Genomic DNA, 14,266 nt, shown 5'->3' with positions numbered 1-14,266 from the left:
TTCGGGTAGAGACAGATGAACAACCGAGGAGGATTTACGTGATACAACGTCATACGTGTGATAACGGTCTTCGAATCGTGACGGAACGGATTCCGTCCGTTCGCTCCGTTGCCTTAGGCATCTGGGTAGGGACTGGTTCGAAATATGAAAACGAGAAAAACAACGGGATTTCCCATTTTCTCGAGCATATGTTTTTCAAAGGCACGACTACTCGTTCTGCAAAGGAAATTGCGGAAACCTTTGATGAGATTGGCGGGAACGTGAACGCCTTTACCTCGAAGGAGTATACCTGCTATTACGCAAGGGTGCTGGACCAACACGCTCCAATCGCCCTCGATGTTCTTTCCGATATGTATTTCAACTCGGTATTTGATGCAGATGAGTTGGAAAAGGAAAAGAACGTCGTCATTGAAGAGATTAGCATGTATGAAGACGCGCCAGATGATTTGGTGCATGATTTGATTGCACGCGCTTCGTACAGCACACACCCACTGGGGTATTCGATTTTGGGTACGGAAGATGTCCTGCGCAGCTTGAAACGTGACGATTTGCTCGCTTATATTGATCAGCATTACCTGCCAACGAATACGGTGATTACGGTAGCAGGTAATTTTGAAGAGAGTTTGATTGAAGACATTCAAAAGCGCTTTCAGACTTTCTCTCGTCCAGGCAGTATGCCGACCTTGTCTACTCCTGATTTTGCTGGAAATGTGATCGCGCATCATAAGGCGACAGAGCAAGCGCATCTGTGCCTGTCACTACCCGGCTTTAAGGTAGGACATCCTGAAGTCTACTCCTTGATTTTGCTGAATAACGTGCTGGGTGGCAGCATGAGCTCGCGTCTATTCCAAGAAATTCGAGAAGAGCGCGGCTTGGCATACTCTGTTTATTCCTATCATTCGTCCTATAAAGAAGCGGGTACGTTCCACGTGTATACAGGAACGGCACCAGAGCAAGTAGGACAGGTTTTTGACATCGTCTCGCGCGTCCTGCGCGATGTCGCTGATCATGGAATTACGGACAAAGAGCTGAACAAAGGAAAAGAGCAGCTGAAAGGCAGCTTGATGCTCAGCTTGGAAAGCACCAATAGCCGTATGAGTCGACTTGGCAAAAATGAACTCCTGCTGGGTCGTCACCTTAGTTTAGACGAGATCATTGCCAAAATTGACCGTGTTTCCCATGAATCTGTTTTGGCTGTGGCGCAGCAACTGTTCCGTTCCAAGATGTCTATGGCGATGGTGAGTCCACTCGACGGCTTCCCTGAAAATGTGAAGAACGATATTTTGTTGTAAGCAAAAATCCGGCATAGCCCGGATTTTTTTGCGTATATCAACAGTAAATAAAAGGACAAAGGGGGCTTCTCCATGCGCTTAAGCGAGTTGGGTGGGAAGGAGATTATCGGACTGGACAACGGGGAGAAAATGGGGGTCATCAGTGATTCCGATTTAGTCATCCATCCCGAAAACGGTACGATTCAATCCATCATCTTGCCTGGAGGCAGTTTCTTTGGGTTCGGAAAGAAGCGAGAGGACCTCGTGATCCCATGGAGCTCCATCGTAAAAATTGGGCCAGATATGGTTATCATCCAGCTTCAAGCGCCTGAGGCACAAGCTTCTCAAAAGTAGGCGCTACTGTCACCGAAGTAGCAGGAGCGGAATAGGATGGGGGTAGACCGCATGGATTTCCGTCAACTTTTCCAAATGGAAAACCTTTGCGTTCCGATCATTTAATGCAGTAAAATGTGTGGAAAGGGGAACGCAGCATGCTAACGGGCATACATGTTGCCTTCATCGGCGGAGACGCTCGCCAGTTGGAAGTCATTAAGCGATGCATACAACTGGATGCTAGCGTCACGTTAGTTGGCTTCGACAACCTGGAAAGTAATTTCACAGGGGCAACGAAGAAACCATTAACATGCGATGTGTTGAAAGACGTGGACGCCCTCATCCTACCCATCGTAGGGACCGATGACCAAGGATACGTGGAAAGTATTTTCTGCTCCAAGCAACTGCAGTTGCTAGACGAACATGTGGCAAGTCTGCCGAGTCATTGCGTGGTTTACACGGGAATGGCAAAGCCTTATCTGAAAAAGCTGTTGGCTTCCACACAGCTTCCTCTCGTGGAGCTCTTGGGTCGTGATGACGTAGCTATCTATAACTCTATCCCTACAGTAGAGGGAGCGTTAATGATGGCGATTCAACATACGGATATTACGATTCATGGATCACAGTCAATTGTTTTGGGATTGGGCCGAACAGGTTTGTCTATGGCTCGAGCATTGCATGCGTTGGGAGCCCGCGTAAGAGTGGGGGCCAGGCGTCAGGAACACTTGGCACGCATTTATGAGATGGGATTGACTCCCTTCCATATAAGCGAAGTAAGGCAACAGGTTACGAATGCTGATTTCATTTTTAATACCATCCCGCAATTATTACTCACGGCAGAAGTGATTGCTCAAATGCCTCAATCGGCGTTTATTCTTGATCTTGCCTCCAAGCCAGGGGGAACAGATTTTCGTTACGCTGAAAGACGAGGTATCAAAGCTCTTCTTGCTCCCGGATTGCCTGGAATCGTTGCACCGAAAACCGCTGGACAAATTTTAGCCCAAACATTGTCTCGTCTGATTGCGGATCAAAGGAAAGCGCCAGGAGGGGATGCAACATGAGTAAGCTTCAGGGAAAGACCATTGGATTTGGTTTGTCTGGATCGCATTGCACCTTTGAGGAAACCATGCCGCAAATTAAGCGATTTGTGGATGCTGGAGCACGGGTCGTACCCATCGTATCGAATACGATTATGACCACGGATACACGCTTCGGTACTTCACAAAGCTGGCAACAACAAATCAAGGAACTGACAGGGGAGGAGCTTATTTCAACGATTCCTCAGGCTGAGCCGTTGGGACCTTCGAAGTTGTTGGATGTCATGCTGATTGCGCCTTGCACAGGCAGTACGACGAGTCGATTGGCGAATGCCATTACAGATAGTGCCGTACTGATGGCGGCTAAAGCGACGATGCGTAATCTACGACCGATTGTGATTGCCATTTCCACCAATGATGGTCTGGGATTAAATGCAGCCAACATTGCCAAGCTGTTGGCCGCGAAAAATATGTATTTCGTGCCGTTCGGGCAGGATGCCCCGGATAAAAAACCGAACTCGCTTGTAGCTCGTATGGATCTCCTATTGGAAACATGCGAAGCAGCTTTGGAAGGTCGACAATTGCAACCCTTGCTCATCGAGAGATTTAACTACTAATAAGACTACAGAAAAAACAATAAACCTGCTTTTTCGCGATTAGGAGGAGAGTAAGAGATGGCAAACCAACTGACTTTCAATGTTGCTGTAGTCGGTGCGACTGGTGCAGTCGGACAGCAAATGATTCAACTATTAGAAAAGCGCAACTTCCCAATCAAACAGCTTAAGCTGCTTGCTTCTGGACGTTCTGCAGGAAAAACGGTTACGTTCAAGGGCCAAGAAATTGTGCTGGAAGAGGCGACTCCAGACAGTTTTGCAGGGGTTGATTTTGCCTTGTTTAGTGCTGGCGGATCTGTCAGTAAGGAACTGGCTCATCACGCAGTGCGTCATGGTGCAGTTGTCATTGACAATACCAGTGCATTCCGGATGGACCCGGATGTTCCTCTCGTTGTGCCAGAAGTAAACATGGATGCTGCGCTCGCCCATAATGGAATCATTGCGAATCCGAATTGCTCTACGATTCAGATGGTTGCCGCTCTAAAACCCCTATATGATCGTTTTGGTATAGACAGAATCATCGTTTCTACTTACCAGGCAGTATCTGGTGCAGGTCAATCTGCGATCAATGAATTGCTCGACCAGAGTCGAGACATTTTGGATGGTAAAGAACCGCAGTGTAACGTACTTCCCGTAGGCAAATTGCCTGTACATCATCAGATTGCTTACAACGCGATTCCGCAGATTGATGTGTTCACCGACAATGGTTTTACTTATGAAGAAATGAAAATGATCAATGAGACCAAAAAAATCTTCGGTGATGACACTGTACTTGTTTCAGCTACTTGCGTACGTATTCCAGTGGTCTACGGCCATAGCGAGTCGGTATATGTAGAGCTGAAACAGGATTACGATCTGGCAGAAGTAAAGGCCCTGCTGAAAAACGCTCCGGGTGTCGTGTTAGTAGATGCGCCGGAGGAACAGCAGTATCCACTCGCTACTGATGCAACAGGCAAACTGGAAGTATTCGTGGGCCGGGTGCGTCGTGATCTCCATCATCCTCGTGGACTGCATATGTGGATCGTTTCTGACAATCTTCTCAAGGGTGCAGCATGGAATACAGTACAAATCGCTGAAGAACTCATAAAAGCAAGAGTATAGGGGAGAGGTTAGTGAAGATTCTCGTCCAGAAGTTCGGTGGTTCTTCCTTGACGACGGAGGATTGCCGGATGCGGGCAATCTACCATATGGAAAAAGCAATTGATGAGGGCTATGCCCTCGTCGTTGTCGTATCGGCGATGGGACGCAAAGGTGATCCATACGCAACCGATACACTATTGCAGTTGGTTCGGGCGAATGGGAACCAACTGCCAAGTCGAGAAACGGATATGCTGATGCATACCGGAGAAATCATCTCTGCTACAGTCATGTGCAGCATGCTGAATGCACGAGGAATTAAAGCATCGATTTTGACAGGCGGTCAGGCAAATATTGTGACGAGCGACGACTTTACGAATGCACAAATCATGTCGATCGATCCAAGTCGTATTTTGCAGGACTTGCAGGAAAGTCAAGTTGTGATCGTTCCAGGGTTTCAGGGACGTACTGCCGAGTGGGAAATTACGACACTGGGAAGGGGCGGAAGCGATACGACTGCAACCGCTCTCGGTGTCGCCTTGAAGGCTGAAACGGTGGATATTTTCACCGACGTGGAAGGCATCATGACGGCGGATCCGCGTATCGTTGAAGAAGCGCAGCGGCTCGGTATGGTGACTTACACGGAGATTTGCAACATGGCTCACCTGGGTGCAAAAGTCATTCATCCTAGAGCGGTGGAGATCGCGATGCACGCAAACGTGCCGATTCGTGTTCGCTCTACGTTTTCGGACGACCCCGGTACACTTGTAACGACTATGCTGGAGATCGGGAAAATGGGCTACACCGTACACGACAGAGTCGTCATGGGAATTGCTCATGTACCGAACATTACTCAGATTAAGGTAGCGAACAAAGAAGGGTCTTACGATACACAGCTACAAGTCTTCAAAACGATGGCAACCAATAACATCAGTGTAGATTTCATCAATGTGAACCCAATGGGTGTTGCTTACACGGTCCATGATGAAATGGGAGAAAAAGCTGCTCGTCTGTTAACGGAAATGGGATACGAGCCGCAGCTTTTGCCGCATTGCGCAAAAGTGTCCGTGATTGGTGCAGGGATGACGGGCGTGCCGGGCGTGATGGCGCGAATCGTGGAGGCACTTACGCAAGAAGACATTCAAATTCTTCAATCGGCAGACTCCCATACAACCATCTGGGTACTCGTGCATGAAATGGATATGGTGAAGGCTGTTCGTGCGCTTCATCAGCAGTTCAACCTGCATGTTCAACATATGTAAGAGCATATCCTGACTTTAAATACCTACTGATCACGATAAGAGGAGTTGGAGAGGTAGTGGCACATTTTGGTAGACTGCTTACCGCAATGGTAACGCCTTTTAATGATCAACTTCAAATCGATTACGATAAAACAGAACGTTTGATTGATCATTTGATCGCAAATGGTACGACGGGGATTGTCGTCAGTGGAACGACTGGCGAATCTCCGACTTTGTCTCGAACCGAAAAGCTTGATTTGTTTCGTCATGTGGTTTCCTACGCAAAAGGAAGAGTCCACATCATTGCTGGAACAGGTAGTAATGATACAGCTTCCAGTATAGAGTTCACTCAAGCTGTACAATCCATTGGCGTAGACGCTGTAATGCTCGTTGCACCATATTACAGCAAGCCATCTCAAGAAGGGCTTTACGCACACTTTAAGGCATTGGCTGATGCTACTGAGTTGCCAATTATGCTGTACAATGTGCCAGGACGTACTGTTGTCAATATGACAGCGGAAACGACGCTGCGTTTGGCTCAATTGCCAAATGTCGTTTGCGTGAAGGAAGCCTCCGGCAACTTATCGCAGATGGCGCAAATCATTGAGCATGCCCCAGAAGGCTTTGAGCTGTACAGTGGTGATGATGGCTTAACCTTGCCGATCCTGTCTATCGGGGGAGTGGGCATTGTCAGTGTGGCGAGTCATGTAGTTGGCCGCCCGATGACAGACATGATGGACGCCTATTTTGCTGGTAACTATACGGAAGCAGCAAGGCTCCATCGCAAGCTGTTGCCGATTTTTGAAGGCCTGTTTGCCTACCCGAGCCCAGGACCGACGAAGGTCGCGTTAGAAAAGCTCGGCGTTCAAGTTGGGGGCGTTCGACTGCCTTTAGTAGAACTGAACGAACAAGAAAAAGCATTCGTTCATTCCCTGCTTGTTTAACTCCATAGAAGATCAAGAGCCATTCCTGCCCGGGATGGCTCTTTTTCCTTGTGTTCATGATTTCACTTCGGGTATAATAAGATCAAGTGATTTGGGGCGGTTTTTTTGAGTGGACATGACAACTAAATATAGGAGGTTACACGTTTTGGCAAAGTCGAATCACTCGGTTCTCGTTTTCGCCCTGGGCGGAGTCGGCGAAATTGGGAAGAATATGTACGTGGTACAAAGCGGTGACGACATCGTAGTGATTGATGCCGGATTGAAGTTCCCAGAAGAGGAAATGCTGGGGATTGATATGGTTATTCCGGATATCACCTACTTGGAGGAACATCGCGACAAGGTTCGGGGTATTATTATTACGCATGGACACGAAGACCACATCGGCGGCCTCAGCTACGTGCTGAAGCATTTGAAAGTCCCGGTTTATGCGACAAAACTTACCCTCGGTTTAATTGATGCAAAGTTAAAAGAAGCGGGCATCCTAAACGAAACAAAACGCGTATTGATCAACAGCGACTCGGAAGTCGTTCTCGGAAAGATGAAGGCGACCTTTTTCCGCGTAAACCACAGCATCCCGGATTGTGTAGGGGTATGCCTGGATACGCCAGAAGGTTACATCGTTCATACAGGAGACTTCAAGTTCGATCAAACGCCTGTTAACAATCAGGTAGCTGATCTGGCAAAAATGGCGATGATCGGTGACAGAGGCGTTTTGTGCTTGCTCTCTGACAGTACGAATGCAGAACGGCCTGGATTTACCGGATCGGAACGCTCAGTGGGCAAAGCACTCATGGATGTGTTTAGCAAAGCATCTGGACGTATTGTTGTTTCAACGTTTGCATCAAATGTTCACCGCATTCAACAAGTGGTGGACGCTGCAGCACAGTTCAACCGCAAATTGACGGTTGTCGGCCGGAGCATGCAAAATGTCATGAATATCAGCAGAGACTTAGGGTACTTGTTGGTTCCTGAGGGCTTGATTGTTGAGATCGATGAAATCAACAAGCTGAATGCTGAACAAGTCGTTATTTTATCAACTGGAAGCCAAGGAGAGCCTATGTCCGCGCTCACTCGGATGGCCCGATCCGCCCATCGGAAAATTGACATCCTTCCAGGAGATACCGTTATTATTGCAGCCACTCCCATTCCAGGGAATGAAAAATACGTGGCGCGTACGATCGATCAATTATCGCGTATTGGTGCAGAGGTCATTTATGGTGGCCATGGACCTAACGGAACCGTCCACGTCTCCGGTCATGGTAGCCAAGAAGAATTGCGCCTGATGCTTAACCTAATGAAGCCTAAGTATTTTATTCCTGTTCACGGTGAATATCGCATGTTAAAAACGCATGCCTTACTTGCTGAACAGGTTGGCATTCCTGAAGAAAACACGTTCTTGCTGGATAACGGCGATACAGTTGAATTCTCAGGGGGCAAGGCTCGTTACGGTGGAAAAGTCCATGCTGGCAACGTTTTGATTGACGGCTTGGGCGTTGGTGATGTAGGAAACATCGTACTTAGAGATCGCAAATTACTGTCACAAGATGGCATACTGGTAGTTGTCGTTACACTCAGCAAACAAAATGGCACGATTTTGTCAGGTCCAGACATCATTTCTCGCGGTTTCGTCTACGTGCGTGAATCCGAAGAGTTGCTGGATGAGGCAAATCGCATAGTGACCCAAACACTTGTCAAATGCATGGAAGAAAATGTGAATGAATGGTCTTCACTGAAAAATAACGTAAAAGAGTCATTAGGCCGTTATCTGTACGAGCAAACGCGCAGACGTCCGATGATCTTGCCGATTATCATGGAAGTGTAGGATCACTAGATAAAGAGCTGGAAACCCTTTCGAAGAAGGGTTTCTGGCTCTTTTTGGCTTTGTGGGCGCATGATTTTTCCCCCCCTTATCCATACTACAGAGGAAAGTGAGGGAGGATCATCCATGCCGAATCAACAATTTAACGATTTTTTAAATAGGTCGCCGTTTGCAAACACAGCGGTAAATAGTAAGGAATCCCAGCCACAAGCACCAACGAATGATCAGGAGCCTGCTGCTTCGCCGCCGTCAGAAGCACCCGCACAAGAAGATCCGAAGAAAAAACTGCTCGATTCCATTACGCAACTGGGCCAGACAAACGTCCCACAGCTCGAAAGCAATATTTATTGTATGACCATCATCGGACAAGTAGAAGGGCATATTCAGTTGCCTCCCCAAAATAAGACGACGAAATATGAGCACCTCATCCCTCAATTGGTTGCGGCAGAACAAAACAGCAAAATAGAGGGCGTGCTCGTTATTTTGAATACGGTTGGCGGGGACGTGGAAGCGGGCTTGGCGATTGCGGAAATGGTATCGTCCTTATCCAAACCGGTAGTCACACTCGTACTCGGTGGTGGTCATAGTATCGGTGTGCCAATCGCTGTAGCTGGTTCGTACTCATTTATTGCAGAAACCGCCACGATGACGATCCACCCGATTCGCTTGACGGGTCTTGTTATTGGTGTACCGCAAACGTTTGAGTACTTGGACAAAATGCAAGATCGTGTAGTTAGCTTCATTTCCCGTCACTCCAAAGTCTCGGAAGAAAAGTTCCGTGAGCTCATGACCCGAACTGGTGAATTGACACGAGACATCGGAACCAATGTGATTGGTGTAGATGCAGTTAAATACGGTTTGATTGATGAAGTCGGCGGCCTTGGAAGTGCGCTGAAAAAGCTGAACGAACTGATCAAAGCGCAAAAAGGCGAGGAGAGTGTACTCCAATGATTTTATACTCCATCATTCCGATGGAAACGGTTTTTGAGAACATGGAGCAAGTGGAGAAACAAGAGCTGAAAGAGATCGCAGTGGGTCATGCCACGATGCTCATTGAGCAAACCGGACCGTTTGAAGGAAAAATTGTCAGGCTGATTAGTCCAGATCCGCAAGACTACCTGAAGAAGCAGTACGCACCGGGACAAAAAATTCAGTTTCAACCTGAATGGCTCGCCTAAGAAGTCCTGTATTTCTATGAATTTCCTGTGTTATACTAGTGATGTACGAACAGCAGCCGAACACGCGACGGCTGCCTTTTTTAACGAATAGGAATTTATAAAATAAATTCCGGAGCGCATGGAAACTTTCCGCCAAAACGCGGTCGCTCTACGTTGAAAAGGCCTCGATAGAGGTTTTCTTACCATTCGGTACATAACAAGTATAATGACGAGGAGGAGGCGTGCCATTGAGTAGGAGAAAAAAAGAGCGTTCACAAGCGGCATTGGCCTCAGTTGTCAAAATAGAGCTGCTGGGACTTCTCATCATCGTGCTGTCCTTGATTGGGCTATTAGAGAGTGGGTGGCTAGGCAAAAATGTACTGGCACTTCTATTCCGGTTTATTGCGGGCTCATGGGATTTCATTATTCCTGTTTTGCTAATCGGTATGGCCATACATATGATGTTTACGAGAAAGTCACCGAAGCTTACTTACCGCGTCTTAGGGATAGCACTCATTGGTGTGGCGATTTTGACCTGGGATCACATGATTCTGTACAAACAAATTACCGCCGATGGAAAATTTGCAGAGCAAAGCATTATTAAGGTTACATGGGACAGAATTTGGCTCGATCATGGTCAGAAAGTGTCCACCACCGGGGTAGGCGGAGGAATGATCGGTGCCCTGTTTTTTGCGGTGACAAATGGTCTTGTTGGAACAATTGGTACTGGTCTCGTGATTGTTTTCCTTTTCCTTGTGGGATTGATGTTCCTGTTCAATCTTTCTTATGTAAACATTCTGATGTTTGCCAAGGACAAGCTCGCTTTGTTTTACGGAAAGGCGAAGGATACAGTGAAGGACTCTGTACAGCTTTTGCAGGAAGAGAACGAGAAGCGAAAGAAAGAAGCAAAGGAAGCCGAAGAGGCTCGCAAGCAAAAGCAATCGGTGGAAGAGAACGAGGCCATCGCGGTTACTGCGTTGAAAGAGCAAAAATCTCATCCACAGACTGCTATGCAGGAGGAAGAAGTCCAGCAACCGAGCGCTCCGTTAATTCGTGATTTTACGGATCGCATTGCGTTGGATGAGGATGAAGAACCCGTTGATCCTAGTCATCAAGCGAGAGCTGCACAACCGAAAACGAATCAGGAAATTACGTTTGCGCTCGAAGGAGAAGAAGAAATCTTCGGTACACTAGATACCGCGGAAGCACAGAAAACCATACCGTATGAGCTTCCAGGTCTGCACATGCTCGCAAGGCCGAAAGCGAGTTCTACAGGAAAAGACGTCGATCATACCTCAAATGCGGCGAAATTAGTGCAGACACTGAAGAGCTTTGGCGTCAATGCAACGGTTTCCGAAGTACATCGCGGACCAGCTGTTACACGATATGAAGTTCAGCCTGCTACAGGGGTAAAAGTAAGCAGGATTGTCAGCTTGACGGATGACCTTGCTTTGGCATTAGCGGCAAAAGATATCCGGATTGAGGCACCAATCCCAGGAAAATCAGCCATCGGCATCGAGGTTCCGAACTCAGAGGTAGCGGTCGTATCACTACGAGAAGTGTTGGAAGCTCCTGAGTATCAAGATGCGCCAGGGAAGCTTACCGTTGCTCTTGGCCGGGATATTTCCGGAGAGCCGATCGTAGCAGATTTGACCAAAATGCCCCATTTGCTCGTAGCGGGTGCGACGGGAAGCGGAAAATCAGTATGCATTAACGGATTGATTATGAGCATTTTGTTCAAGGCCAAACCAGAAGAAGTCAAGCTGATGATGGTTGACCCGAAAATGGTGGAACTGAATGTGTACAACGGAATTCCGCATTTGTTAGCTCCTGTTGTTACTGACCCGAGAAGGGCTTCTGTTGCATTGAAAAAGGTAGTGGCCGAGATGGAGCGGCGTTATAATTTGTTTGCCAAAACAGGGAGCCGCAATATTGAAATGTACAATGCGCAAGTGGAAGGCACGCCACTTCCCTATATTGTCGTCATCGTCGATGAGCTTGCAGACTTGATGATGGTAGCTCCGGGAGAAGTGGAAGATGCGATTTGTCGACTCGCGCAAATGGCTCGTGCTTCTGGGATACATCTCATCATCGCGACACAACGTCCTTCTGTAGATGTCATTACGGGTGTGATCAAGGCAAATATCCCATCCCGCATCGCCTTTGGCGTATCTTCGATGGCTGACTCCAGAACGATTCTCGATATGGGAGGAGCGGAAAAGCTTCTTGGTAGAGGGGACATGCTTTCGCTGCCGATGGGGGCATCCAAGCCGACTCGTGTTCAAGGAGCCTTTGTATCCGACAAGGAAGTAGAAGAGGTCGTTCGTTTTGTGAAAGAACAGCAAGAGGTTCGCTACAATGAAGAGATGATCCCGGGTGACGTGCAGGAGGAACAGCAGCCAGTCGTGGATGATGAACTATACGATCAAGCTGTTCAAATCGTTTCAGAAGCCCAAACGGCATCGGCATCCTTGCTACAGCGTCGTCTCCGTGTCGGTTATACGCGAGCGGCACGTTTGATTGATATGATGGAAGCTCAAGGAGTAGTCGGTCCTTATGAGGGAAGCAAGCCTCGTGAGGTGCGTCTGCCACGTCCGTCCATAGAAAGCAATATTTCATAGAGAAAGATCTTGCCAACATTTGTGCTGGCAGGGTCTTTTTTCCTATTTTAGGAGAAAAATCTCTGTCGAAATTAATCATTTTGCATTATTATTCATAAATATTTGGCTTGCATGATACTCGCCCCTCATGTAAACTTTTTAAGAGATTGACGGAAATTGTTGTTATTAAGTCTCATACGAATCAGAGGTCTGACGTCCTACCTGTTGGGTGGCTTGCGGACAGCAGGAGTGAATGATGATGAGCATCAAAGGGAATGTTCGATCACTTTTTCTCTTGGTCATGGACAAAATCAAGAGTGATATTGAATCCGGACAACTACGTCCTGGTGAACGCCTCCCTTCTGAAGCCGAACTATCCAAACAGCTTGGTGTAAGCAGGGCGACGCTTCGCGAGGCACTCCGACTTCTTGAGGAAGAGAAGATTGTCATTCGTAGACACGGTGTAGGTACCTTTATTAATTCAAAGCCTGTTTTTTCAGGCGGGATTGGGGAACTCTTTAGTGTGACGGATGCAATCGAGCGCCAAGGATATACGGCAGGAACCTTGATCCTGAAAACATCCTTTGGCGAATCTGCTGAAGAAGAGAGGAAGCGGCTTTCCTTAAATCCGGGTGAAGGCGTTCTCATAGTAGAGCGAATTCGAACGGCTGACGGTGAGCCTGTGGTTTATTGTGTGGACCGCATTCCTGCACATCTGGTGCCCGGGGGCTATGCGGCAAGTGGAGAGTCTATCTTCAAATGGCTGGAGAGCGTAACAGGGGTAAGGATCGCATACGCAGTGGCTGATATTGAACCCATGGGCTACAATGAAAAGGTTTCCAACCTGCTGCACTGCGATAAATCTGCTCCCATGCTCTTGCTCAAACAGATTCATTACGACGAAAGTGAAAAGCCAGTGCTATACTCCCATAATTACTTCAGGGCTGACAAAATTCACTTTCATGTTGTACGGAGACGGTTGTAACTGTGGGGGCAACCTCACTCAACAATTTCATCAACTAAAAACAGGGGGTAATCTCAGATGAAGAAAGTTCTATCCGTGCTTTCTGTGGCAACACTCAGCCTGTCGCTCGTTCTCGCTGGGTGCGGAAGCAAACCAGAAGCACAGCCTCAAGGCCAAACTGGTAGCAATGGAGGCGCTCCAGCCGCTAAAGCTATCAAAGTAGGTATGGTTACAGACGTTGGCGGTGTAAACGACAACTCCTTTAACCAGAGTGCTTGGGAAGGGCTGCAAAAACTCCAAACCGATTTAAATCTCCCAAAAGAAAACGTAAACTATCTGCAATCAAAATCAGATGCTGACTATGTACCAAACCTGACTCAATTCGTAAAAGACGGTTGGGATCTGACTTGGGGTATCGGCTTCCTGATGGGTGACCACCTGAAAAAAGTAGCAGATGAAAACAAAGACGCAAAATTGGCGATCATCGACGCTGAAGTAGATGCTCCTAACGTAGCATCTGTACTCTTTAAAGAGCATGAAGGCTCCTTCCTCGCTGGGGTAGTTGCAGCGAAGATGACCAAAACGAAAAAAGTTGGTTTCGTTGGTGGCGTTGACATCCCAGTAATCAAACGCTTTGATCTTGGCTTCGAAGCGGGTGTAAAAGCTGTTGATCCAAGCATTCAAGTAGTCAAAGTATACACGGGTGCTTTTGATAAACCAGACATGGGTAAATCTACGGCTTCCTCCATGTACGGTCAAGGTGTGGACATCATCTTCCACGCTTCCGGCGGTACAGGCGACGGTGTGTTCAATGAAGCAAAAGACCGTAAAGCTAAAGGCGAAAACGTATGGGTAATCGGTGTTGACAAAGACCAATCCCTGACTTTCGGCGACGAGATCACATTGACTTCCATGGTAAAACGTGTTGACGAAGCAGTTATTCGTGTAGCAAAAGACCTGTCTGAGGGTAAATTCAAAGGCGGAGTACAATGGCTCGGATTGGCTGAAAACGGTGTAGGTCTGGCTGACACTTCCACGAAGAACGTTCCTGAAGACGTACTGAAGCTGGTTGAAGAATACAAGCAAAAAATCGTTAAAGGCGAAATCACAGTTCCTGACAAGTAAAAACTAAGGAAGCTACAAACGGACAAGGCAGGTTCGAGCTACTGGCCTTGTCCTTTACCTTCACACTAGACCCGAAAAATGGGG

13 protein-coding genes are annotated in these 14,266 nt (G+C 47.6%); all 13 read left to right on the top strand.

Annotated features, from left to right (window positions below; all coding sequences use genetic code 11):
- The first annotated feature begins 38 nt into the window (after positions 1-38).
- Complete coding sequence (locus ACKKE8_RS18125) at positions 39-1,292, top strand: M16 family metallopeptidase (RefSeq protein WP_409174293.1); 1,254 nt, start codon at positions 39-41, stop codon at positions 1,290-1,292.
- A gap of 72 nt (positions 1,293-1,364) precedes the next feature.
- Positions 1,365-1,625: a YlmC/YmxH family sporulation protein gene (locus tag ACKKE8_RS18120; protein WP_144614610.1), complete on the top strand. Its 261-nt coding sequence runs from the start codon at positions 1,365-1,367 to the stop codon at positions 1,623-1,625.
- A gap of 137 nt (positions 1,626-1,762) precedes the next feature.
- Positions 1,763-2,665: a dipicolinate synthase subunit DpsA gene (gene dpsA, locus ACKKE8_RS18115; RefSeq protein ID WP_409174292.1), complete on the top strand. Its 903-nt coding sequence runs from the start codon at positions 1,763-1,765 to the stop codon at positions 2,663-2,665.
- Positions 2,662-3,258 carry a dipicolinate synthase subunit B gene (locus ACKKE8_RS18110; protein WP_007719213.1) on the top strand — a complete coding sequence of 199 codons (597 nt, stop codon included), beginning with the start codon at positions 2,662-2,664 and terminating at the stop codon, positions 3,256-3,258. Before dpsA ends, ACKKE8_RS18110 begins: the two co-directional genes overlap by 4 nt.
- A gap of 57 nt (positions 3,259-3,315) precedes the next feature.
- Positions 3,316-4,356 carry an aspartate-semialdehyde dehydrogenase gene (locus ACKKE8_RS18105; protein ID WP_409174291.1) on the top strand — a complete coding sequence of 347 codons (1,041 nt, stop codon included), beginning with the start codon at positions 3,316-3,318 and terminating at the stop codon, positions 4,354-4,356.
- Between the two features lie 11 nt (positions 4,357-4,367).
- Entirely contained in the window at positions 4,368-5,594 is a 1,227-nt protein-coding gene (dapG, locus tag ACKKE8_RS18100) for an aspartate kinase (RefSeq protein WP_409174290.1), read from the top strand.
- Between the two features lie 56 nt (positions 5,595-5,650).
- Positions 5,651-6,517: a 4-hydroxy-tetrahydrodipicolinate synthase gene (gene dapA, locus ACKKE8_RS18095; RefSeq protein WP_409174289.1), complete on the top strand. Its 867-nt coding sequence runs from the start codon at positions 5,651-5,653 to the stop codon at positions 6,515-6,517.
- 145 nt (positions 6,518-6,662) lie between these two features.
- Entirely contained in the window at positions 6,663-8,339 is a 1,677-nt protein-coding gene (locus ACKKE8_RS18090) for a ribonuclease J (protein WP_409174288.1), read from the top strand.
- Positions 8,340-8,462: 123 nt separating this feature from the next.
- Positions 8,463-9,287, top strand: coding sequence for a ClpP family protease (locus ACKKE8_RS18085; RefSeq protein ID WP_409174287.1), 825 nt, complete (start codon positions 8,463-8,465; stop codon positions 9,285-9,287).
- Complete coding sequence (locus ACKKE8_RS18080; protein WP_409174286.1) at positions 9,284-9,514, top strand: YlzJ-like family protein; 231 nt, start codon at positions 9,284-9,286, stop codon at positions 9,512-9,514. The genes ACKKE8_RS18085 and ACKKE8_RS18080 overlap by 4 nt, the downstream gene beginning before the upstream one ends.
- Positions 9,515-9,735: 221 nt before the next feature.
- Positions 9,736-12,114 (top strand): DNA translocase FtsK, encoded by a 2,379-nt coding sequence (locus ACKKE8_RS18075; RefSeq protein ID WP_409174285.1) that lies wholly within the window; start codon positions 9,736-9,738, stop codon positions 12,112-12,114.
- A 238-nt stretch (positions 12,115-12,352) separates the two neighbouring features.
- Positions 12,353-13,078 (top strand): GntR family transcriptional regulator, encoded by a 726-nt coding sequence (locus ACKKE8_RS18070; protein WP_409174284.1) that lies wholly within the window; start codon positions 12,353-12,355, stop codon positions 13,076-13,078.
- Positions 13,079-13,135: 57 nt separating this feature from the next.
- On the top strand, positions 13,136-14,182 hold the full coding sequence (locus ACKKE8_RS18065) for a BMP family protein (protein ID WP_048033407.1): 1,047 nt from the start codon (positions 13,136-13,138) through the stop codon (positions 14,180-14,182).
- Positions 14,183-14,266: the final 84 nt, after the last annotated feature.

The sequence above is a fragment of the Brevibacillus fortis genome (genome assembly GCF_046196545.1).
Lineage (GTDB): Bacteria > Bacillota > Bacilli > Brevibacillales > Brevibacillaceae > Brevibacillus > Brevibacillus fortis_A.
Note: the sequence above shows the minus strand (reverse complement) of the source record. Positions and strands in the feature narration are given on the sequence as shown.